General features: G+C 55.9%; 13 protein-coding genes and 1 pseudogene. 7 read left to right on the top strand and 7 right to left on the bottom strand.

The window, feature by feature from the left end; translation table 11 throughout:
* Positions 1–173: 173 nt before the first annotated feature.
* From aceE to lpdA, 3 genes are all read left to right on the top strand, one after another.
* Positions 174–2,837 (top strand): pyruvate dehydrogenase (acetyl-transferring), homodimeric type, encoded by a 2,664-nt coding sequence (gene aceE, locus K5I40_RS15440; protein ID WP_039030351.1) that lies wholly within the window; start codon positions 174–176, stop codon positions 2,835–2,837.
* A 14-nt stretch (positions 2,838–2,851) separates the two neighbouring features.
* Positions 2,852–4,753 carry a pyruvate dehydrogenase complex dihydrolipoyllysine-residue acetyltransferase gene (gene aceF, locus K5I40_RS15445; protein WP_223074953.1) on the top strand — a complete coding sequence of 634 codons (1,902 nt, stop codon included), beginning with the start codon at positions 2,852–2,854 and terminating at the stop codon, positions 4,751–4,753.
* Between the two features lie 175 nt (positions 4,754–4,928).
* Complete coding sequence (gene lpdA / locus K5I40_RS15450) at positions 4,929–6,353, top strand: dihydrolipoyl dehydrogenase (RefSeq protein ID WP_039030349.1); 1,425 nt, start codon at positions 4,929–4,931, stop codon at positions 6,351–6,353.
* Positions 6,354–6,407: 54 nt separating this feature from the next.
* Here lpdA and K5I40_RS15455 read toward each other — a convergent pair whose 3' ends face one another.
* Positions 6,408–7,202: a DUF2950 family protein gene (locus tag K5I40_RS15455; protein WP_139564342.1), complete on the bottom strand. Its 795-nt coding sequence runs from the start codon at positions 7,200–7,202 to the stop codon at positions 6,408–6,410.
* An 11-nt stretch (positions 7,203–7,213) separates the two neighbouring features.
* Positions 7,214–8,826 (bottom strand): annotated as a pseudogene (locus K5I40_RS15460) (DUF3300 domain-containing protein).
* An 891-nt stretch (positions 8,827–9,717) separates the two neighbouring features.
* Here K5I40_RS15460 and acnB point away from each other — a divergent pair.
* Both acnB and yacL read left to right on the top strand, forming a co-directional pair.
* The gene (gene acnB / locus K5I40_RS15465; RefSeq protein ID WP_072036672.1) at positions 9,718–12,315 is read left to right on the top strand and encodes a bifunctional aconitate hydratase 2/2-methylisocitrate dehydratase; all 2,598 of its coding nucleotides are present in this window, start codon (positions 9,718–9,720) and stop codon (positions 12,313–12,315) included.
* Positions 12,316–12,496: 181 nt separating this feature from the next.
* The gene (gene yacL / locus K5I40_RS15470) at positions 12,497–12,859 is read left to right on the top strand and encodes a protein YacL (RefSeq protein ID WP_039030345.1); all 363 of its coding nucleotides are present in this window, start codon (positions 12,497–12,499) and stop codon (positions 12,857–12,859) included.
* A gap of 30 nt (positions 12,860–12,889) precedes the next feature.
* On the opposite strand, the gene speD is transcribed toward yacL, so the two are convergent.
* The 3 genes from speD to K5I40_RS15485 form a co-directional block, all read right to left on the bottom strand.
* Positions 12,890–13,684, bottom strand: coding sequence for an adenosylmethionine decarboxylase (gene speD, locus K5I40_RS15475; protein WP_039030344.1), 795 nt, complete (start codon positions 13,682–13,684; stop codon positions 12,890–12,892).
* Positions 13,685–13,689: 5 nt separating this feature from the next.
* The gene (speE, locus tag K5I40_RS15480) at positions 13,690–14,547 is read right to left on the bottom strand and encodes a polyamine aminopropyltransferase (RefSeq protein ID WP_138370446.1); all 858 of its coding nucleotides are present in this window, start codon (positions 14,545–14,547) and stop codon (positions 13,690–13,692) included.
* Positions 14,548–14,657: 110 nt separating this feature from the next.
* Positions 14,658–15,005, bottom strand: a complete 348-nt coding sequence (locus tag K5I40_RS15485) for a YacC family pilotin-like protein (RefSeq protein WP_039030342.1) — start codon at positions 15,003–15,005, stop codon at positions 14,658–14,660.
* A 145-nt stretch (positions 15,006–15,150) separates the two neighbouring features.
* Here K5I40_RS15485 and cueO point away from each other — a divergent pair, with 145 nt between their 5' ends.
* Positions 15,151–16,692, top strand: coding sequence for a multicopper oxidase CueO (gene cueO / locus K5I40_RS15490; RefSeq protein WP_223074952.1), 1,542 nt, complete (start codon positions 15,151–15,153; stop codon positions 16,690–16,692).
* Between the two features lie 94 nt (positions 16,693–16,786).
* Here cueO and K5I40_RS15495 read toward each other — a convergent pair whose 3' ends face one another.
* Positions 16,787–19,177 (bottom strand): glucose/quinate/shikimate family membrane-bound PQQ-dependent dehydrogenase, encoded by a 2,391-nt coding sequence (locus K5I40_RS15495; RefSeq protein WP_138370448.1) that lies wholly within the window; start codon positions 19,175–19,177, stop codon positions 16,787–16,789.
* A gap of 205 nt (positions 19,178–19,382) precedes the next feature.
* Between K5I40_RS15495 and hpt the strand changes: the two genes are divergently transcribed.
* Positions 19,383–19,919, top strand: a complete 537-nt coding sequence (hpt, locus tag K5I40_RS15500; RefSeq protein ID WP_138370449.1) for a hypoxanthine phosphoribosyltransferase — start codon at positions 19,383–19,385, stop codon at positions 19,917–19,919.
* Between the two features lie 74 nt (positions 19,920–19,993).
* Here hpt and can read toward each other — a convergent pair whose 3' ends face one another.
* Positions 19,994–20,656 carry a carbonate dehydratase gene (gene can / locus K5I40_RS15505; protein WP_039030338.1) on the bottom strand — a complete coding sequence of 221 codons (663 nt, stop codon included), beginning with the start codon at positions 20,654–20,656 and terminating at the stop codon, positions 19,994–19,996.
* Between the last annotated feature and the right edge of the window lie 44 nt (positions 20,657–20,700).

Genomic DNA, 20,700 nt, shown 5'->3' on the forward strand with positions numbered 1-20,700 from the left:
GTTCGGGTTGTATCGCGGCGGCAAGCGCGCGAATCCCCAGGAGCATAGTTAACTATGTGACTGGGGTGAGGAAGCGCAGCCAACAAAGAGACAGCCTGAAATATGAAGAAAAGAAAGTGCAATGGGACAGGTTCCAGACAAATCAACGTATTAGATAGATAAGGAATACCCCCATGTCAGAACGTCTCCAAAATGACGTGGATCCGATCGAAACTCGCGACTGGCAACAGGCGATCGAATCGGTCATCCGTGAAGAAGGTGTTGAGCGCGCTCAGTATCTGATTGAACAGATGCTTTCTGAAGCCCGCAAAGGCGGCGTGAAAGTAGCTGCAGGTGCAGGGGCTAACAACTACGTAAACACGATTGCCGTCGAAGACGAACCGGAATACCCGGGCAATCTGGATCTGGAACGCCGCATCCGTTCTGCAATTCGCTGGAACGCCATCATGACCGTTCTGCGCGCGTCCAAAAAAGATCTGGAGCTGGGCGGCCACATGGCTTCCTTCCAGTCTTCTGCAACCGTTTATGAAGTGTGCTTCAACCACTTCTTCCGCGCGCGCACCGAAAAAGACGGCGGCGACCTGGTGTACTTCCAGGGCCACATCTCTCCGGGCGTCTACGCACGTGCTTTCCTGGAAGGTCGTCTGACTGAAGAGCAGATGAACAACTTCCGTCAGGAAGTTCACGGTAAAGGTCTGTCTTCTTACCCGCACCCGAAACTGATGCCAGAATTCTGGCAGTTCCCGACCGTATCTATGGGTCTGGGTCCAATCGGTGCGATCTACCAGGCTAAATTCCTGAAATATCTGGAACACCGTGGCCTGAAAGACACCTCCCAGCAGACCGTATACGCCTTCCTGGGCGACGGCGAGATGGATGAGCCAGAATCTAAAGGTGCGATCACCATCGCAACCCGTGAGAAGCTGGACAACCTGTGCTTCATCATCAACTGTAACCTGCAGCGTCTGGATGGTCCGGTAACCGGTAACGGCAAGATCATCAACGAACTGGAAGGCATCTTCGCAGGTGCTGGCTGGAACGTGATTAAAGTCATGTGGGGCGGTCGTTGGGATGAGCTGCTGCGTAAAGACACCAGCGGTAAACTGCTCCAGCTGATGCAGGAAACCGTTGACGGCGACTACCAGACCTTCAAATCCAAAGACGGTGCCTATGTACGTGAGCACTTCTTCGGTAAATACCCTGAGACCGCAGCCCTGGTTGCAGACTGGACTGACGATCAGATCTGGGCCCTGAACCGTGGTGGTCACGATCCGAAGAAAGTCTACGCTGCACTGAAAAAAGCGCAGGACACCAAAGGCAAAGCAACTGTAATCCTGGCGCATACCGTTAAAGGTTATGGCATGGGTGACACTGCCGAAGGTAAAAACATCGCGCACCAGGTTAAGAAAATGAACATGGACGGCGTGCGTTATATCCGCGACCGTTTCAACGTTCCAGTGACCGACGAGCAGGTTGAAAACCTCTCTTACATCACCTTCCCGGAAGGTTCTGAAGAGCACACCTATCTGCACGCCCAGCGTCAGAAGCTGAACGGCTACCTGCCGTCTCGCCAGGTGAACTTCACAGAGAAACTGGAACTGCCAGCGCTGGAAGACTTCTCTCAGCTGCTGGAAGAGCAGAACAAAGAGATCTCCACCACTATCGCCTTCGTGCGTGCCCTGAACGTGATGCTGAAGAACAAGTCGATCAAAGATCGTCTGGTTCCAATCATCGCTGACGAAGCGCGTACCTTTGGTATGGAAGGTCTGTTCCGTCAGATCGGTATCTACAGCCCGAACGGTCAGCAGTACACCCCGCAGGACCGCGAGCAGGTTGCATACTACAAAGAAGACGAGAAAGGTCAGATCCTGCAGGAAGGTATCAACGAGCTGGGCGCAGGCGCATCCTGGCTGGCTGCTGCGACCTCTTACAGCACCAACAACCTGCCGATGATCCCGTTCTACATCTACTACTCCATGTTCGGTTTCCAGCGTATCGGTGACCTGTGCTGGCAGGCTGGCGACCAACAGGCTCGCGGCTTCCTGGTAGGTGGTACTTCCGGTCGTACGACCCTGAACGGTGAAGGTCTGCAGCACGAAGATGGTCACAGCCACATTCAGTCTCTGACTATCCCTAACTGTATCTCTTACGACCCGTCTTACGCGTACGAAGTGGCAGTCATCATGCATGACGGTCTGACCCGTATGTACGGTGAAGCACAAGAGAACATTTACTACTACATCACCACCCTGAACGAAAACTACCATATGCCGGCTATGCCAGCAGGTGCCGAGGAAGGTATCCGTAAAGGTATCTACAAACTCGAAACCATCGAAGGTAGTAAAGGTAAAGTTCAGCTGCTGGGCTCCGGTTCTATCCTGCGTCACGTCCGTGAAGCAGCGCAGATCCTGGCGAACGACTACGGCGTAGGTTCTGACGTGTACAGCGTCACCTCCTTCACCGAACTGGCGCGTGATGGCCAGGATTGCGAGCGCTGGAACATGCTGCACCCACTGGAAACTCCACGCGTTCCTTACATCGCTCAGGTGATGAACGACGCGCCAGCGGTTGCGTCTACTGACTATATGAAACTGTTCGCTGAGCAGGTTCGTACTTACGTTCCAGCTGATGATTATCGCGTACTGGGTACTGACGGCTTCGGCCGTTCTGACAGCCGCGAAAACCTGCGTCACCACTTCGAAGTTGATGCTTCTTATGTGGTTGTAGCAGCACTGGGCGAACTGGCTAAACGTGGCGAAATCGATAAGAAAGTGGTTGCGGAAGCAATTACCAAATTCAACATCGATGCAGAAAAAGTTAACCCGCGTCTGGCGTAAGAGGTAAAAGAATAATGGCTATCGAAATCAATGTACCGGACATCGGGGCTGATGAAGTTGAAATCACCGAGATCCTGGTCAAAGTAGGCGACAAAGTTGAAGCTGAACAGTCGCTGATCACCGTAGAAGGCGACAAAGCCTCTATGGAAGTCCCGTCTCCTCAGGCTGGCATCGTCAAAGAGATCAAAGTCTCTGTGGGCGATAAAACCGAGACTGGCAAACTGATCATGATTTTCGATTCCGCCGACGGTGCAGCAGCTGCTGCACCTGCGCAGGAAGAGAAGAAAGAAGCTGCTCCGGCTGCCGCTGCTCCAGCAGCTGCCGCGGCAGCAAAAGAAGTGAACGTGCCTGACATCGGCGGTGATGAAGTTGAAGTCACTGAAATCCTGGTGAAAGTGGGCGATACCGTTGCGGCTGAGCAGTCACTGATCACCGTAGAAGGCGACAAAGCCTCTATGGAAGTGCCGGCGCCGTTCGCGGGTACCGTTAAAGAGATCAAGATCAACACCGGTGACAAAGTCTCTACCGGCTCCCTGATCATGGTCTTCGAAGTGGCGGGCGCAGCGCCTGCTGCTGCTCCTGCACAGGCTGCCGCTCCGGCACCTGCTGCTGCTCCGGCTGCGGCTGGCGGCGCGAAAGACGTTAACGTACCAGACATCGGCGGTGACGAAGTTGAAGTGACCGAAGTGATGGTGAAAGTGGGCGACAAAGTTGCCGCTGAGCAGTCACTGATCACCGTTGAAGGCGACAAGGCTTCTATGGAAGTTCCTGCGCCATTCGCCGGTACCGTTAAAGAGATCAAAATCAGCACCGGCGACAAAGTCTCTACCGGTTCCCTGATTATGGTCTTCGAAGTAGAAGGCGCTGCGCCTGCAGCAGCTCCGGCTGCCGCTGCTGCTCCAGCACCTGCTGCTGCACCGGCTCAGGCGGCTAAACCTGCTGCTGCTCCGGCTGCTAAAGCGGAAGGCAAATCAGAGTTCGCTGAAAACGACGCTTACGTCCACGCTACCCCACTGATTCGTCGCCTGGCGCGTGAATTCGGTGTGAACCTGGCGAAAGTGAAAGGGACTGGCCGTAAAGGTCGTATCCTGCGCGAAGACGTTCAGGCTTACGTTAAAGAAGCGGTGAAACGCGCTGAAGCGGCTCCTGCTGCTGCCACCGGCGGCGGTATCCCGGGCATGCTGCCATGGCCGAAAGTGGACTTCAGCAAGTTCGGCGAAATCGAAGAAGTGGAACTGGGCCGTATCCAGAAAATCTCTGGTGCCAACCTGAGCCGTAACTGGGTGATGATCCCGCACGTTACGCACTTCGACAAAACCGATATCACCGATCTGGAAGCGTTCCGTAAACAGCAGAACGCCGAAGCTGAGAAGCGTAAACTGGACGTGAAATTCACCCCAGTGGTCTTCATCATGAAAGCCGTTGCTGCGGCACTTGAGCAGATGCCACGCTTCAACAGCTCCCTGTCCGAAGATGGCCAGAAGCTGACGCTGAAGAAATACATCAACATCGGTGTTGCGGTTGATACGCCAAATGGTCTGGTTGTTCCGGTCTTCAAAGACGTGAACAAGAAGAGCATTACTGAGCTGTCTCGCGAACTGACCACCATCTCCAAAAAAGCGCGTGATGGCAAGCTGACTGCTGGCGAAATGCAGGGCGGTTGCTTCACCATCTCCAGCATCGGCGGCCTGGGTACTACCCACTTCGCACCGATTGTTAACGCGCCGGAAGTGGCGATCCTCGGTGTGTCCAAGTCCGCGATGGAGCCGGTATGGAATGGCAAAGAGTTCATGCCGCGTCTGATGATGCCAATCTCTCTGTCCTTCGACCACCGCGTGATCGACGGTGCTGATGGTGCTCGCTTCATTACCATCATCAACAACACCCTGAGCGACATTCGCCGCCTGGTGATGTAATCGAAGAGCCGGCCTGACGGCCGGCTTTTTTCTGGTAATCTCATGAAGTTTGTGGGGTTATTAGCGAAAGCGACAATTCGTGAGCCGTTTGTTGTTTCAAAATTGTTAACAATTTTGTAAACTGCGGGCGGATTGAACGACCCGGTGGACGACGGGTATAAATTAAGAGGTCATGATGAGCACAGAAATCAAAACTCAGGTCGTAGTACTTGGGGCAGGCCCGGCAGGTTATTCCGCAGCATTCCGTGCCGCGGATTTAGGTCTGGAAACCGTCATCGTAGAGCGTTACAACACCCTCGGCGGTGTTTGTCTGAACGTCGGCTGTATCCCTTCTAAAGCGCTGCTGCACGTTGCTAAAGTTATCGAAGAAGCCAAAGCGCTGGCTGAGCACGGTATCGTCTTCGGCGAGCCGAAAACCGATATCGACAAAATTCGTACCTGGAAAGAGAAAGTTATCACCCAACTGACCGGTGGTCTGGCCGGTATGGCCAAAGGCCGTAAGGTGAAAGTGGTAAACGGTCTGGGTAAATTTACCGGGGCAAACACCCTGGAAGTGGAAGGCGAAAACGGCAAAACCGTAATCAACTTCGACAACGCGATCATCGCGGCGGGCTCCCGTCCGATCGAACTGCCGTTCATTCCACATGAAGATCCGCGCGTGTGGGATTCCACCGATGCGCTGGAACTGAAAACCGTTCCAAAACGCCTGCTGGTTATGGGTGGCGGTATCATCGGTCTGGAAATGGGTACCGTGTACCATGCGCTGGGTTCAGAGATTGACGTGGTTGAAATGTTCGACCAGGTTATCCCGGCTGCTGACAAAGACATCGTTAAAGTCTTCACCAAACGCATCAGCAAGAAGTTCAACCTGATGCTGGAAACCAAAGTGACTGCCGTTGAAGCGAAAGAAGACGGTATTTACGTTTCCATGGAAGGCAAAAAAGCCCCTGCGGAAGCACAGCGTTATGACGCGGTGCTGGTGGCTATCGGTCGTGTACCGAACGGTAAAAACCTCAATGCAGGTGCAGCGGGCGTGGAAGTTGACGACCGCGGCTTTATCCGCGTTGATAAACAGCTGCGCACCAACGTGCCGCACATCTTTGCTATCGGCGATATCGTCGGTCAGCCAATGCTGGCACACAAAGGTGTTCACGAAGGCCACGTTGCCGCAGAAGTTATCGCCGGCATGAAGCACTACTTCGACCCGAAAGTGATCCCATCTATCGCGTACACCGAGCCAGAAGTTGCATGGGTTGGTCTGACCGAGAAAGAAGCGAAAGAGAAAGGCATCAGCTACGAAACCGCCACCTTCCCGTGGGCTGCTTCTGGCCGTGCTATCGCTTCCGACTGCGCAGATGGTATGACCAAACTGATCTTCGACAAAGAGACTCACCGTGTGATCGGTGGTGCGATTGTCGGCACCAACGGCGGCGAGCTGCTGGGTGAGATCGGCCTGGCGATCGAAATGGGCTGTGACGCTGAGGACATCGCGCTGACCATCCACGCTCACCCGACTCTGCACGAGTCAGTTGGCCTGGCGGCAGAAGTGTTTGAAGGCAGCATCACCGACCTGCCAAACGCGAAAGCGAAGAAGAAGTAATTCTTCCGGCATGAAAAAAGCGGCTCAAGGGCCGCTTTTTTTATGCCTGAAAGGTTACTGCGCGACCAGCTGCCAGCGGTCGTCCGGTTTAAACGCCGACATCGCTTTCGCTTCCTCTGCCGACTTCTCGCCGAGATTCGCCTGCCACACCCGATCGTCGCCGTTGATCATAAAGCTCATCACCCCGGTTTCGCCGTAGCTTACCGGCCAGGCGATCATCGCGAAGCCTGATTTGGTATCCGGCAGAATACGGAAGTGATAGCCGTGATAGCCCTGACCGGGCTCTTTCGGGCTGAAGGCCGGGCCAAGCGGGCTGGGCGCTTCGCCGGGTTTTACCGGCCAGTACAGACCATCTTTTTTGCCCTCGCTGCTGACAATCTTCTGCGCGTAGTGCGTGGTGAGGGCGTAGTAGCTGTCCTGGGCATCCACATAGGCATGCAGCGCTTCAATGGCGGCGAGCTCGTTGCGACCCACCTCGCGATTCAGGATCTCCTCTTTGGCTTCCTGCATGTCGAAATGCCAGCCTTTGTCGGTTTTCACCACCGGGATCGGCAGCTGCCAGTGGTACTCCCCGACGGTCAGCCATGCCATGTCGCCGTCTATCACCGTATGGTGGTTTACCTGCCAGTCGCGTTTAAAGCGATCCACGGCCTCGGGGTCGACGCCATCCGCCGGTAAGAAGCTTCGCCAGTCTTCTCCGAGAAGGTCGCCCAGTGCCGTTTCGTTCTGCTCGTTAATGGCTTTTGCCAGCGCATCGGTCGCCTGTTCGGGCGTGCTGAAATGGTGTTGGGCAAAGACGCCGGTCGATACCATGAACAACATCATTCCGCTGAGTAGTTTACTTTTCATTGTCGTCTCCCTTAACGATGACGGAATTCACGGTGTTCGCCACCACTGCGGCGCTCAGACATCTGCGCCCGGCCGCCGCTGCGTTCGACATTACGTGCCGTCTGCTGACGGCTCTGCATGCCGCGCTGCTGCTGCGCCTGCCAGTTGGCTGAACGGCTGTCGTTGCCGCTGAGCGCATTGGCCCGCTGGTGAGTCTGCGTCACACGCTGTTGGTTCTGTGCGGTACGCTGCTGAGTTTGTACCTTGCGGGTGGTCTCCTGGCGTGCCGCCGTACGCTGCGTATCGCGCTGGGTGCTGGTAGCCCGTTTCGCCGTTTGCGGTCGATCGTTGTCGTATCCGCGGTAGTTGTTGCGCTGGGAGATTTGATTCAGCTGCTTATTTGCCGCCTGACGCTGCACGTCGCGGGTGGGAGGCGCGCCGTCTGGGACAGGTTTTTCCCCGTTGAACGTTCCATCTGCGTCATTGCCGCCTAGCGCTGGGCGTCGCGGTTGACGCTGCCCTGCGGCGTGGCTGCGCTGAGGCTGGTGGTATTCCGGCGCACCGCAGGCGTGTTCTGCGCGTAGCGGTTATTCAGCTGGCTGGAGGCATAAGGCACGCCGCCGCGATAGGCCGGGTTGTGCTGCCAGCCCCGGTTGGCATCAAGTCGCTCACCGCTGATTTTATTGAAGTTATCCACGTTGATATTGATGTTGTTATCACCGTTTCGCGAATAACCGCCGTGGTGATCGTCATCGTGGTGATGGTGATCCCAGTCGTCATCGTCATCCCAGTCGATGTTGCTGAAGATGGCGTAGGTCGTCGCCACGCCGAGACTAAAGCCAAGCCCTTTGACCAGGCTGTCGGTGAACTGCTCCCCCGGAGGCGGCGGCAGATAGACCGGCGGATAGCTGGTGTTAGGCCAGGTGCCGTAGACCGTGCTGGGGTTGTAGGTCGGGACGTAAACTACCTGTGGATCGGCGGATTCAATCTTGATGACCGTCGGGGCAGGGGCCGGGGTTGATGTGGTCGATGTGGATGTGGTGGACGATGAGCTCACTTTGGCGGGCTCGGTTTTCGTCACGGTGGTCACCTTCTGCTGCGGCGTGGACTGCAGCGCGCCGGTCTGCTGCGCCAGCAGACGTAAGCGCTGAACGGAGTCCATCACATCCTTCGGCTGGGCCAGAAACGCATCGCCGAGACTCTGCACCCACGGCGGGTTTTCCCCCATCAGCGACATCAGTTGCGGGAAGGCGACCAGCGATTTCACGCTCGGATCCCAGGGCTGCCCGGCGACGGCCTGAATCGCCGCATCCCCCTGCATTCGCGGGTTATCACGCGACCACTGCGCCGCCTGTATCACGTTCGTCGGATAGGTTGCGGCCATCAAGATTTGCGACAGCAGGGCATCCGGATAGAGTGCAATGGGTGCCACCCACTGGTCGATCTGCGCGGCGGTATAGACCACCGGCGCGGTTTGCCCCTGGGCCGGTGCAGGGGCTGGTGAGGTCAGTGCGGTCGGCGCGGGCTGTGCTGGCTGAGTGACGGTCTCTGGCGCACGGCTGTTGACGTAGACAACGCCAGATGCGGCTAACAGCCCGGCGCTACACAGGAGAACAAGCAGATGTGGCTTAAAGGGCAACTTCATAGTAAGACTCCGACGAAAGCGAGGCCGTGAGGCGTTTACGTTGCCGCGAGTATATGCACCCGGGTATTACTTTTTTGACTTAAACTGGGAACCGTTGCGAATGGCCTGATAAAGAGTGTGAGCAGTTATTACACAGATTATATCCGATAGCGAAAAACGCGTTGGGGTATTCAAACGGCCGCTCTTGCGAGCGGCCAACAGCTAGTTGCCGAGGTTAATGACAAACAGCACTGTGATGTCGGATATGCTCCAGCCACCGTGCAGTGCCGTCAGCAGTAAACCGATCACAACGATCAGCGTATAGAATCGCATCTCCATTGCGAGCGTTCCTTTGCAGGCTACGCGGGTTCATTCTTCACCGGGAAAGGCAGAACCAGGCAAATTGGGACTTTGCCACGTAGGTTACGGAACTGCTCCCGGGCCCGGTGACTGGTTGCTACACCAGCGAAGCAGGCCGATCGAAACAATAGCGGAATCATGTTCAGCCCAGAAGCAGGAAGGGATAATTACATGTGGTTTCATCCGAAACTGGATAAGGCTACGCAATAGTGAAATTACAGGTTGCAAATGAACAAGCCTGGGAGCAAAATCTTTTTCGTTGGGACTTTGCCGCAAATCTGCCAACCCGGTGTGCTACCACCGCAAGGCAACAAACTAACCGCTTAAGGGCGGTTTTTTTGTGCCTGAAATTCTTCCCGCCTCGCCGCTATACCATGCTTAACGATTCAGCAAACAATTTAATGTTGCTTTTTTGTAAACGGATTAACACTGTCTGAAAATCCTGCTATGCTGCCCGACGCGGTATCGGGCATATACCCTACAAACTGCTGTCTCACAGGAGCGTGAAGAGAACGCCCGCCGCATATGACAATGAGAGCGAGGAGAACCGTCGTGCTAGAAGAATACCGTAAGCACGTAGCAGAACGTGCCGCCGAGGGGATTGTACCCAAACCTTTAGATGCAACCCAAATGGCCGCGCTCGTCGAGCTGCTGAAGAATCCGCCAAAAGGCGAAGAAGAATTCCTGTTAGATCTGTTGATCAACCGCGTACCGCCAGGCGTAGATGAAGCTGCCTACGTAAAAGCCGGTTTCCTTGCTGCGATTGCCAAAGGCGAAGCAACCTCCCCACTGGTTACCCCTGAAAAAGCGATTGAACTGCTCGGCACCATGCAGGGTGGTTACAACATTCATCCGCTGATTGATGCCCTGGACAGCGACACGCTGGCACCGATTGCCGCTAAAGCCCTGTCCCACACGCTGCTGATGTTCGATAACTTCTACGACGTAGAAGAGAAAGCCAAAGCGGGCAACCGCTATGCGAAGCAGGTTATGCAGTCCTGGGCTGATGCCGAATGGTTCCTGAGCCGCCCTGCGCTTGCAGAAAAAATGACCGTCACCGTCTTCAAGGTGACCGGTGAAACCAACACCGATGACCTGTCTCCGGCACCGGATGCCTGGTCACGCCCGGATATCCCACTGCACGCCCTGGCGATGCTGAAAAACGCCCGTGAAGGCATTGAGCCGGATCAGCCAGGCGTGGTCGGCCCGATCAAACAGATCGAAGCGCTGGCACAGAAAGGCTTCCCGCTGGCGTACGTCGGTGACGTGGTCGGGACCGGTTCTTCCCGTAAATCGGCAACCAACTCCGTGCTGTGGTTCATGGGTGATGATATCCCGAACGTGCCGAACAAACGCGGCGGCGGCCTGTGCCTCGGCGGTAAAATCGCACCTATCTTCTTCAACACCATGGAAGATGCCGGCGCACTGCCAATTGAAGTGGACGTTAACAACCTGAACATGGGCGACGTGATTGACGTGTACCCGTTCAAAGGTGAAGTGCGTAACCACGAAACCAACGAGCTGCTGGCGAGCTTTGAACTGAAAACCGACGTACTGATCGACGAAGTGCGTGCTGGTGGCCGTATCCCGCTGATCATCGGTCGTGGCCTGACCACCAAGGCGCGTGAAGCGCTGGGTCTGCCGCACTCAGACGTATTCCGTCAGGCGAAAGACGTGGCGGAAAGCGACCGTGGTTACTCTCTGGCGCAGAAAATGGTAGGCCGCGCGTGCGGCGTAGCCGGTATCCGTCCGGGTGCCTACTGCGAGCCGAAGATGACCTCCGTGGGCTCTCAGGACACCACCGGTCCAATGACCCGTGACGAACTGAAAGACCTGGCGTGCCTGGGCTTCTCTTCTGATCTGGTGATGCAGTCCTTCTGCCATACAGCGGCCTATCCGAAGCCGGTTGACGTGACCACCCACCACACCCTGCCAGACTTCATCATGAACCGCGGCGGTGTCTCCCTGCGTCCGGGCGACGGCGTTATCCACTCCTGGCTGAACCGTATGCTGCTGCCAGATACCGTGGGTACCGGTGGTGACTCCCACACCCGTTTCCCGATTGGGATCTCCTTCCCGGCGGGCTCCGGCCTGGTGGCGTTTGCCGCTGCGACCGGCGTAATGCCGCTGGACATGCCGGAATCCGTGCTGGTGCGTTTCAAAGGTAAAATGCAGCCGGGCATCACCCTGCGCGACCTGGTGCATGCGATCCCGCTGTACGCTATCAAGCAGGGCCTGCTGACCGTTGAGAAGAAGGGCAAAAAGAACATCTTCTCTGGCCGTATCCTCGAGATCGAAGGTCTGCCGGATCTGAAAGTGGAGCAGGCGTTCGAACTGACCGATGCGTCCGCTGAGCGTTCTGCTGCCGGCTGTACCATCAAGCTGAACCAGGCGCCAATCGAAGAGTACCTGACCTCCAACATCGTGCTGCTGAAGTGGATGATTGCAGAAGGCTATGGCGACCGCCGTACCCTGGAACGTCGTATTCAGGGCATGGAGAAATGGCTGGCGGATCCACAGCTGCTGGAAGCCGACGCTGATGCAGAATATGCCGCAGTGATCGACATCGATCTGGCCGACATTAAAGAGCCAATCCTGTGTGCGCCGAACGATCCGGACGACGCGCGTCTGCTCTCTGACGTTCAGGGCGACAAGATTGACGAAGTGTTCATCGGCTCCTGCATGACCAACATCGGTCACTTCCGTGCGGCCGGTAAGCTGCTGGATACCCATAAAGGCCAGCTGCCAACTCGTCTGTGGGTGGCTCCGCCAACCCGTATGGACGCGGCGCAGCTGACCGAAGAGGGTTACTACAGCGTGTTTGGTAAGAGCGGTGCGCGTATCGAAATCCCTGGCTGTTCCCTGTGTATGGGTAACCAGGCGCGCGTGGCGGACGGTGCGACGGTGGTTTCCACCTCTACCCGTAACTTCCCGAACCGTTTAGGTACGGGGGCAAACGTCTACCTGGCCTCTGCGGAGCTGGCGGCGGTTGCGGCGCTGATTGGCAAACTGCCAACGCCGGAAGAGTACCAGACCTTTGTGGCTCAGGTTGATAAGACTGCGGTGGATACCTATCGCTATCTGAACTTCGACCAGCTCTCTCAGTACACCGAGAAAGCGGACGGGGTTATCTTCCAGACCGCAGTATAAAACCTGACCCCTCACCCTAACCCTCTCCCCATAGGGGAGAGGGAACAATTACACCCTCTCCCCTTTGGGGAGAGGGCCAGGGTGAGGGGTATTTTTTATTTTCATTCCTTCCACCCGTTCCGCTTTTTTTCTTCCTCCGGGCTGCGATAATTACTGCAAGAGCTTTGCAGAGGAAAATACTATGGATTACGAATTTCTGCGTGATATCACCGGTGTGGTGAAAGTGCGTATGTCGATGGGCCACGAAGTGGTCGGTCACTGGTTCAATGAGGAAGTGAAAGAGAACCTGAGCCTGCTCGATGAAGTGGAACAGGCTGCACGCACGGTAAAAGGCAGTGAACGATCCTGGCAACGTGCCGGCCATGAATACACGCTGTGGATGGACGGCGAAGAGGTCATGGTTCGCGCCAATCAGCTGGAGTTTTCCGGCGACGAGATGGAAGAGGGGATGAGCTACTACGATGAAGAGAGTCTGTCGCTGTGCGGCGTAGAGGATTTTCTGCAGGTGGTAGCGGCCTACCGCGAGTTTGTGAAACAGAAATAATATCAGGAGCGTCCCTGCTCCAGACGGGTCTTATACGGTCGCGATATTGCGGCCGTAGTAAATTTCACGCATCTCTTTCCACAGCAGGTCGGTAATGACCTTGCGCTCTTCTTCGCTTAAATCTTCCGGCCGGGTATGGAACATGTAGTGCTTAAGATCGAACTCCTTAAGCAGCATCTTGGTATGGAAGATATTCTCCTGATAGACGTTTACATCCATCATGTCATACAGCGCTTTCATATCCTCGGACATGAAGTTCTGAATCGAGTTAATTTCATGATCGATAAAGTGCTTCATACCGTTGATATCACGGGTAAAGCCGCGCACGCGATAGTCGATGGTCACGATGTCAGACTCAAGCTGATGAATTAAGTAATTCAGCGCATTGAGCGGGGAGATCACGCCGCAGGTCGAGACTTCTATATCGGCGCGGAAGGTACATAACCCGCCCTCAGGATGGCTCTCCGGGTAGGTATGCACGCAGATATGGCTCTTATCGAGATGGGCAACCACCGCCTCCGGCAGCGGGCCGGGGTGCTCGGTATGGTCGATGAGCCCAGGATCAACGGGCTCTTCGCTGACCAGAATGGTCACGCTGGCACCCTGGGGTTCATAATCCTGACGGGCGATGTTCAGGATATTGGCGCCGATAATAGAGCAGGTTTCTGACAGGATCTCGGTCAGTCGGTTGGCGTTATAGAGTTCATCGATATAGGCGATATAACCATCGCGCTCTTCCGCCGTTTTTACATAGCAGATATCGTAAATACAAAAACTCAGGCTTTTGGTCAGGTTGTTAAAGCCATGCAGTTTCAGCTTTTTCAATTCATTCACCCCCTCAGAGCATCTTGCAAATATTGTGGTAAGGCAAAGGCTGCGGTATGCACGGCCGGATTGTAGTAGCGGCAGGCCAGATTCGCTTGCTGGAAGCGCGCCTGAATAATGCCGGTAGAGAGATGGCGCAGGGCTTCGTTGTCCGTCGCCCAGGCAAAGGTCATCACGCCGCCGTAGTAAGTCGGGATCGCCGCCTGGTAGAAGCTGACGTCAGTAAAGTAGTGGCTCAGCTTACGGTGGCTGTCGATGGCCTCGTCCTGCTGCAGGAAGCAGACGCCGTTCTGGGCCACAAAGACACCGCCGGGATTCAGGCAGCGTTTGCAGCCCTCGTAGAACGCCGAGGTAAACAGGCTCTCCCCTGGCCCAATCGGGTCGGTGCAGTCGGAGATGATCACATCGAAGGTGCGCGTCGTCTGGTTAACAAAATTAACGCCATCGTCGATGACCAGCGTGAAGCGCGGATCGTCGTAGCTACCGGCATTGTGGTTAGGCAGATACTGGCGACAGAAGGAGACCACGCCAGCGTCGATCTCGACCATGGTGATGCTTTCGATGGATTTGTGGCGGGACACTTCGCGCAGCATAGCGCCGTCGCCGCCGCCGATGATCAGCACGTGTTTCGCATTGCCGTGTGCCAGTAGCGGGACGTGAGTCATCATTTCATGATAGATGAATTCATCACGTTCTGTGGTTTGCACCACGCCATCCAGCGCCATCACCCGGCCAAAGGCCGCGTTTTCGAAAATGATCAGATCCTGATGATCGGTTTTCTCATGATAGAGCACGTTATCAATGGCAAAGTACTGCCCAAAATGGTCATGCAGCGTTTCATGCCACACATTTTTTTCGGCCATGGGATGATACCTCCTTTGTTAACACCCGCTTAAAACGGGGGCAACATCATAGCTAACAATGACCGTGGTTGCACGGTCATAAATTCAGCAAAGGGGCATCGGGAGAAGAGTTACTTAACGTAGGCGAGGAGGCTCAGCGAGTCGCGAGCCAGGGCTTTACATTTTTTTGCCGTAGGGATGCCGATGCCGCTGAGATCGCGGTAGCTGTCTTCACCGAGGGTTTTCATATCGAAACTGTCGTAGTTGCTCAGATCCCACTGGTTCTGCTGAGCAAAAAAGACCAGTGCGCGACGAATCTGGCCGTTGGGTAAGTTCTGGTAGCCGCAGTCGTTTTTCAGAAACACAAACACCGCCGTTAAATCCGCCATATCTTCGGCTTCATTTTCACTCAGCGCATAGCTGTTTGCGCAGCCCATCATTAGTGTGGTGAACAGGATTGTTCGGAAAAACGTCTTCATTGCTTCTACCAATACGTCACGGAAATTCAACGTTAGCACACTTCCCGCCGGTGCGACGATCTTTATTATTGCTGCTTTTCTTGACCTTCCGGCAAGGGGAGGGTTTATGCTCAGGAGATCGACTGCTGCGAATAAGGAGATGAACATGCAACGCCGTGATTTTTTAAAATATTCTGCCGCCCTGGGTGTCGCCAGTGCGCTTCCGCTCTGGAGCCGCGCGGCTTTTGCCGCCGACCGGCCCGTTTTGCCGATCCCCAATTTACTCACCCCGGATGCGCGTAATCAGGTGCGCCTGGTGGTGCAGGCGGGCAAAACCACGTTTGGACCACACAACGCCACCACCTGGGGCTACAACGGCAACCTGCTGGGCCCGGCTATCCAGCTGCGCAAGGGAAAAGCGCTGACCGTTAACATCCACAACACCCTGAACGAAGAGACCACCGTCCACTGGCACGGTCTGGAAGTGCCGGGAGAGGTAGACGGCGGCCCGCACGGCATCATTAAGCCAGGCGGCCAGCGGACGGTGACCTTTACGCCGGATCAGCGGGCGGCAACCTGCTGGTTCCATCCCCATCAGCACGGCAAGACCGGGCATCAGGTGGCGATGGGATTAGCCGGGTTGGTCCTGATTGATGATGACGAAAGCCGCCTGCTGCGCCTGCCGAAGCAGTGGGGCATCGACGATGTGCCGGTTGTCGTGCAGGACAAGAAATTTACCGCCGACGGGCAAATTGACTATCAGCTGGATGTGATGAGCGCCGCGGTGGGCTGGTTTGGCGACACCCTGCTGACCAACGGGGCGATTTACCCCCAGCACAATGCGCCGAAAGGCTGGCTGCGCCTGCGACTGCTAAACGGCTGTAACGCCCGCTCGCTCAACTTCGCGGCCAGCGATAAGCGACCGCTATACGTCGTTGCCAGCGACGGCGGACTGCTGGCTGAGCCGGTTAAAGTGACCGAACTGCCGATGCTGATGGGCGAGCGTTTTGAAGTGCTGGTGGACATCAGCGACGGCAAGCCGTTTGACCTGATTACTCTGCCGGTGAGCCAGATGGGGATGGCGGTGGCGCCATTCGATAAACCGCAGCCGGTGCTGCGCATTCAGCCGCTGCTGGTCACCGCCTCGGGCGCGTTGCCGGATACGCTGACCAAAATGCCCGCTCTGCCGTCGCTCGAAGGCCTGACCCAGCGCAAGCTCCAGCTGTCGATGGATCCGATGCTCGATATGATGGGCATGCAGGCATTGATGAAGAAGTATGGCGACCAGGCGATGGCGGGGATGCATCACGGCCAGATGGGCCATATGAATCACGGCCAGATGGATCACAGCATGCACGGGTTTGATTTCCATAACGGCAACCGGATTAACGGCAAAGCCTTCGATATGCACACCCCGCAGTTTGCTGCTGCCAAAGGGCAGTACGAGCGCTGGGTGATCTCAGGCGAGGGCGACATGATGCTGCATCCATTCCATATTCACGGTACCCAGTTCCGCATCCTGACGGAAAACGGCAGGCCGCCAGCGGTACATCGTGCGGGCTGGAAGGATACGGTGCGCGTAGAGGGTGGAGTCAGCGAGGTGCTAGTGAAGTTCGATCATGACGCGCCGAAAGAGTACGCCTATATGGCGCACTGCCATCTGCTGGAGCATGAAGATACCGGGATGATGCTGGGGTTCACGGTGTAAAAAAGCCCGGTGGCGCTAACGCTTACCGGGCCTACAAAACAAGATGTGCACGAACCGTAGGCCGGGTAAGGCGTAGCCGCCACCCGGCTTTTAGTTACTTCGCGTCGTCAGGCAGCGCATAAGCAACAATGTAGTCGCCCATCTTCGTACCAAACGAACCGTGACCACCGGCAGAGATGACAACGAACTGCTTGCCATTCACTTCATAGGTCATCGGTGTGGCCTGTCCACCGGCTGGCAGACGTCCCTGCCACAGCTTTTCACCGTTGCTCATGTTGTATGCGCGCAGGTAGTTATCCGCGGTCGCACCAATGAACAGCACGTTACCGGCGGTGGAGATTGGGCCACCCAGCATCGGCATACCCATATTGAACGGCACCGGGATCGGCATCGGGAACGGCATGCTGTCCTGTGGCGTACCAATACGTTTTTTCCAGACGACCTGGTTGGTTTTCAGATCCAGCGCTGAAATATAACCCCAGGCAGGCTGTTTACACGGCAGGCCAAACGGAGACAGGAACGGGTTCAGCGTTACGCCGTACGGCACGCCATACTGCGGCTGAATGCCGGATTCTGTACCGGTACCCTGCGCGTCTTTCGGCTGTTCCATCGGATTGCCCGGGCCGCGTGGGATCAGCTTAGAGACAAACGGCAGCGCCATCGGGTTGGCAATCGCCACCTGACGGTTCGGGTCAACGGAGATACCGCCCCATTCGAACATCCCCAGGTTACCCGGGAACACCAGCGTACCCTGCTCGGACGGCGGGGTGAAGATGCCTTCATAGCGCATCTGATGGAACATTACGCGGCACACCAGCTGGTCGAACATGGTGGCGCCCCACATGTCCGCCCCGCTGAGATCTTTCTTCGGACGGAAGCTCAGATCGGAGAACGGCTGGGTTTTAGTGACGTAGTCGCCTTTCGCCGCACCCTGCGGAACCGGTTTTTCCGGTGCCGGTACGACCAGCTCGCCGTTACGACGGTCCAGTACGAAGATGTTGCCGGTTTTAGCCGGAGCATAGATCACCGGTACGGTTTTACCGTTAACGGTAATGTCGGCCAGCGTCGGCTGGGACGGCATGTCCATATCCCACAGATCGTGGTGAACGGTCTGGTAGCTCCACGCCAGTTTCCCGGTTGTCGCATTCAGGGCCACGACAGAGCTGGCGTAACGCTCCTGCTCCGGCGTACGGTTGCCACCCCAGATATCCGGCGTGGTCACGCCCATCGGCAGATAAACCAGGTCCAGCTTCGCGTCATAGGCAGCAGGTGCCCAGGAGTTTGGCGAGTTGAAGGTGAAGGTGTGTTCATCCGACGGGATAGCGTTTGGATCTTTCGCACCCGGATCGAAGGCCCACAGCAGCTTACCGGTGTTGACGTCAAAGCCGCGGATCACGCCAGAGGTTTCGCGAACGGAGAAGTTATCCGTTACCGAACCGGCAATCACGATGGTTTTATCGGTGATGATCGGCGGGGAAGTCGGCTCATACAGACCCGGGGTCTGATCCGGCATGTTGGTCTGCAGGTTCAGCACGCCTTTGTTGGCAAAGGTTTCGCACAGCTTGCCGGTTTCAGCGTTAAGGGCAAACAGACGACCGTCGTTCACCGGCAGCATGATGCGACGCGGACAGTCGGCGATAACTTCCGGGCTGGCGTTATCAGCGCGTGCTTCGTGATAAGAGACGCCACGGCAGGTCACGTGCTGGAACTGATTGTTTGTTTTCAGCTGCGGATCGAAGTGCCATTTCTCTTTACCGGTGGCCGCATCAAGCGCAAACAGACGCTGGTGGGCGGTACACAGGTAGAGCATGTTGCCCACTTTAATCGGGGTCACTTCGTTGGTCAGTTCGCCCGGATCGTTCGCTTGTTTCAGATCGCCGGTACGGAATACCCAGGCTTCTTTCAGATTGTGCACGTTATCGGCATTAATCTGTTTCAGCGGGGAGTAGCGCTGACCTTCCTGGTTACGCCCGTAGGCAGGCCAGTCGGCATCGGCTACCTCAGAGATCGCCGCTGCAGGGGTTGAATCCGCATTCAGGGTACCTTTCACCTCCTGCGGATCGTTAAAGCCCGCCCAGGTCAGCATTCCGCCGGTGATCAGCAATGCCACCACCAGCGCGGCAACCGCACCGCTGGAGCGCACCAGCAGGCGACGCCAGACGAAGGGCAGGATCAGCCAGATACCGAAGAAGACCAGAATATCGCTACGCGGCGTCAGGGCCCAGAAGTCGAAGCCGACTTCCCATACGCCCCAAATCATCGTAGCCAGCAGCAGAGCAGCGTAGAGCCACAGTGCCGATTGTTTACTGCGCCATAGAAGGAACGTCACGCCAAGCATGACGATGCCTGCAACCGGGTAGTACCAGGAGCCACCAATGGCCACCAGCCACACCCCGCCGATTAACAGATACAGTCCGCAGAATGCAGCGAACAGCGCTGTTAGCCTCACGAGTAAACGTGAATGTTGGATTTTTGTTTCCGCCATAAAAGACACTCTATAAGTTTGTTAATTATTTAGTAGCAATTAATTATAGGCTTTAACAAGTGTGATCGGAATCACAAATCTGGCTTTTATGAACTGATGCGCCAGGAGGATTCATTTGCTGGTATACTTCAGGGCTTATGAAGCGATGCCGGACGCGAATCCATCGGCATTGAGAAATTCGTTATAAAATCATACGGTTAGTAAAATGAAACATACTGTTGAAGTGATGATCCCGGAAGCGGAGATCAAAGCGCGTATCGCCGAACTCGGTCGTCAGATCACCGAACACTACAAAGACAGCGGCAGCGAAATGGTGCTGGTGGGTCTGTTACGCGGTTCCTTCATGTTTATGGCCGATCTCTGCCGCGAAGTGCAGGTATCCCATGAAGTCGATTTTATGACCGCCTCCAGCTATGGCAGCGGCATGTCGACCACCCGTGATGTGAAAATTCTCAAAGACCTGGATGAAGACATTCGCGGTAAAGATGTCCTGATCGTGGAAGACATCATCGATTCCGGTAACACCCTGTCAAAAGTGCGCGAAATTCTCAGCCTGCGTGGCCCTAAATCGCTGGCGATTTGCACCCTGCTGGACAAACCGACCCGCCGTGAGGTGAACGTTCCCGTGGAGTTTGTCGGTTTCTCAATCCCGGATGAATTCGTGGTGGGTTACGGCATTGACTACGCCCAACGCTATCGCCATCTGCCGTATGTCGGCAAAGTGGTGCTGCTGGACGAGTAAGGTAAGTATTGCTCTCCCACGGGGAGAGGGAGAACACCGTAGGCCGGGTAAGGCGAAGCCGCCACCCGGCTTTTTTATTTGTGGTTATCGTGCTTCTGGGTAAGGTTGGACAGGCCCTGACGGTAGCGTTGCTCCAGGGTTTCCCGGTTGGTGGCGGTCACGTCCAGATCCCGCAACAGGCCATCATGAATACCGTAGGCCCAGCCGTGGATCGTCACTTTCTGCCCGCGTTTCCAGGCTGAGCGCATAATAGTGGAGTGGCCCAGGTTGTAGACCTGTTCCATCACGTTCAGTTCGCACAGGGTATCCAGGCGACGCTCCTGCGGCATTTGCCCCAGCAGTGAGCTATGTTTGAACCAGATATCACGAATGTGCAGCAGCCAGTTGTCGATAAGACCCAGTTCCGTATTTTCAACCGCCGCCTGGACGCCGCCGCAGCCGTAGTGACCGCAAATAATGATGTGTTCCACTTCAAGAACATCAACGGCATACTGCACCACCGACAGGCAGTTCAGGTCGGTGTGGATCACCAGGTTTGCAACGTTGCGGTGGACGAACAGTTCGCCAGGTTCGAGGCCGGTCAGACGTTCAGCCGGCACGCGGCTGTCGGAGCATCCAATCCAGAGAAAGCGGGGTTTCTGCGCTTTAGACAGTTTCTCAAAAAATCCGGAATCTTCTTCCAGCAGCATCTTTGACCATAGTGCGTTATTGCTGATGAGTGTATCTATGTCATTCATGGAGGCTAACGGCCTGTAACCGAGTGATTGCGTTGCGCTACTAT

The organism is Leclercia sp. LTM14, assembly GCF_023736175.1.
GTDB classification, from domain to species: domain Bacteria; phylum Pseudomonadota; class Gammaproteobacteria; order Enterobacterales; family Enterobacteriaceae; genus Enterobacter; species Enterobacter barmai.